1 protein-coding gene is annotated in these 1,395 nt (G+C 62.7%); it reads right to left on the bottom strand.

What is annotated here, in order from left to right; genetic code table 11:
* Positions 1-48: 48 nt before the first annotated feature.
* On the bottom strand, positions 49-1,395 hold a 1,347-nt coding region (gene accC / locus ABWP09_RS11435), incomplete at its 5' end, for an acetyl-CoA carboxylase biotin carboxylase subunit (protein ID WP_353205265.1).

Here is a 1,395-nt window from a genome sequence, read left to right as displayed (position 1 = left end):
GCTGACAATGCGGAGAGGTCGGCCCCCGGGCGCCAGGTCCGGGCCCGCTTAGTCCTCCTGCCGCGTCAGCCACTCTTCGAGCCATTTGATCGTATAGTTGCCCGCAAGGAAATCGGGATCCTCGATCAGCGCCTGGTGCAGCGGGATTGTGGTTTTCATGCCGTCGATCACGAATTCCTCGAGCGCGCGGCGCAGCCGCCGGATCGCACCCTCTCGCGTGGTGCCATAGACGATCAGCTTGGCGATCATCGAATCGTAATAAGGCGGCACGCGGTAGCCGGCATACAGCCCGCTATCGACACGCACGTTCATGCCGCCGGGGGCGTGGAATTGCTTCACCAGCCCGGGCGACGGCGCGAAGGTACGCGGGTCCTCGGCGTTGATGCGGCATTCGATCGCATGGCCGCGGAACTGCACGTCTTCCTGCCGCAGCGTCAGCGGATGCCCCTCGGCGATGCGGATCTGTTCGCGCACCAGATCGAGCCCGGTGATCGCTTCGGTCACGGGATGTTCCACTTGCAGCCGGGTATTCATCTCGATGAAGAAGAACTCGCCATTCTCCCACAGAAATTCGATCGTGCCCGCACCGCGATAGCCCATATCGGCCATCGCCTTGGCGCAGATCCCGCCCATGCGTGCGCGATCTTCCGCGCCGAGCACCGGGGAGGGGGCCTCTTCCAGCACCTTCTGATGGCGGCGCTGCAGTGAACAGTCGCGCTCGCCGAGATGGATCGCATTGCCCTGTCCGTCGCCGAACACCTGGAATTCGATATGGCGCGGGTTGCCGAGATATTTTTCGAGATAGACCGTCGCATCGCCGAACGCGGCTTTCGCCTCGCTTCCGGCCTGCTGCATCAGCGTCTCGAGTTCGGACTCGGACGTGCAGACCTTCATCCCGCGCCCGCCGCCGCCCGATGCCGCCTTGATGATAACCGGATAGCCCGCCTCTGCGGCGATCGCCTTGGCTTCGGTAATATCGCTGATCGGCCCGGGCGAGCCCGGCACCAGCGGCAGGCCGAGCGCCCCGGCGCTGCGTTTGGCCTCGATCTTGTCGCCCATCGTGCGGATATGTTCGGGCTTGGGTCCGACGAAGATGATGTCGTGCGCTTCGACGATTTCAGCGAATTTGGCGTTTTCGCTTAAGAAACCATAGCCGGGATGGATCGCATCGGCGCCCGAAATTTCGGCAGCCGAAATGATGTTGGGGATGTTGAGATAGGATTCGGTCGCCGATGGTGGTCCGATGCAGATCGCCTGATCGGCGAGCCGCACGTGCATCGCATCATTATCGGCGGTCGAATGCACCGCGACCGTTTGAATGCCCATTTCGTGGCACGCGCGGTGAATACGCAGCGCGATTTCGCCGCGATTGGCGATCAGCAGTTTCTTGATCTC

It is taken from the genome of Sphingomonas sp., from assembly GCF_040398505.1.
Classification (GTDB): domain Bacteria; phylum Pseudomonadota; class Alphaproteobacteria; order Sphingomonadales; family Sphingomonadaceae; genus Sphingomonas.
This window is presented reverse-complemented; position numbering and strand designations above follow the sequence as displayed.